General features: G+C 27.4%; 1 protein-coding gene. It reads left to right on the forward strand.

The features are described 5' to 3' along the window. Positions 1-1019, forward strand: a 1019-nt coding sequence (locus ACZ1AQ_RS15095) for a hypothetical protein (protein ID WP_489633691.1), incomplete at its 5' end; no start/stop codon positions are given. Positions 1020-1159 lie beyond the last annotated feature (140 nt).

A 1159-nucleotide genomic window follows, 5' to 3' on the forward strand; every position in this document is an offset into this window, starting at 1 on the left:
CGTTAGCAGCAAGCATTAACAGAAACCGTAAATTCTATAACTTTAGACAAATGAAATCAAGACTTTATACAATTACCCTATCTTTAATTTTAATTATAATAGGATTATCAATCCTAATCATTAAAGCAGATTTCTTAAGAGTTTATTTTTTTGAAAAAGATCCAAAATATCCTCTATATTCATTTGGACTTACAATATCAGGTTTGATATTGTTACTTACTGGAGCCTCTAATATTGTTTTTCTATATCTACAAGGCAATATCTTAAAATCTAGAGAACAAAGCTATGATGAAATATTAGATAGAGTTACAAAAATTGAAAAAGATACTATAGAAATCCAAAAAATGGAAATTCCTATTGATTCAAAAATTACTCTAGAAACAAAAATACACGAGCTTTCAGAAAGCGAAATTGTTAAAGCAGTAGAAAAAAAATACAAAAATGATTTATATGAAAATGTAAAAATTAATTCTTTAATCGAAGATGTTGTAGACATTAAACACCGTTTTAATTCTGACATCAAAAGAATTACTTCTATTGCTAACATTAACTTAGCTCTTGGTTTTGCAACTACCATATTTGCAATAACATATCTTATTTATTCTTTATTATTAACTGATAGCACAACACAAATTCTAAATGAAGAAATAAAAAACAATGCAGATTCAAAAATTATACTTTCAATATTTTTGGTAAAATTTCTTCCTCGACTTACTGTTAGTATATTTATAGAATTGTTCTCTTTCTTCTTCTTAAAAATGTATCGCAGAAATTTAGATGAAATCAAATATTTAACTAATGAAAGAACGAACATAGAATCCAAACTTCTGGCTTTGAAAACATCAATGTTAGTAAACGACGACAGTTCGTTATCTCAAATTTTACTTGAACTTTCCAAAACAGAACGTAATTTTATTCTAAAAAAAGGAGAATCGACAGTTGAAGTTGAAAAAAATAAAATTGAAAATTCAACTTATAAAAGTGCTTTCGAAAATTTGACTAAATTTCTAAAAAAGTAAAAATGCCAGCTGCTAACAGGCGTTTGGCAAGATTGCGAATTTTGTAGTAAATACACGTTTACATTTCGCAAGAAATTATATCTTTAACAGAAAATAATCGGTTCCGAAGCTCGCAACCTCGCCAAGCGCCGGAACGTTAT

The organism is Flavobacterium sp. UM26, assembly GCF_057922445.1.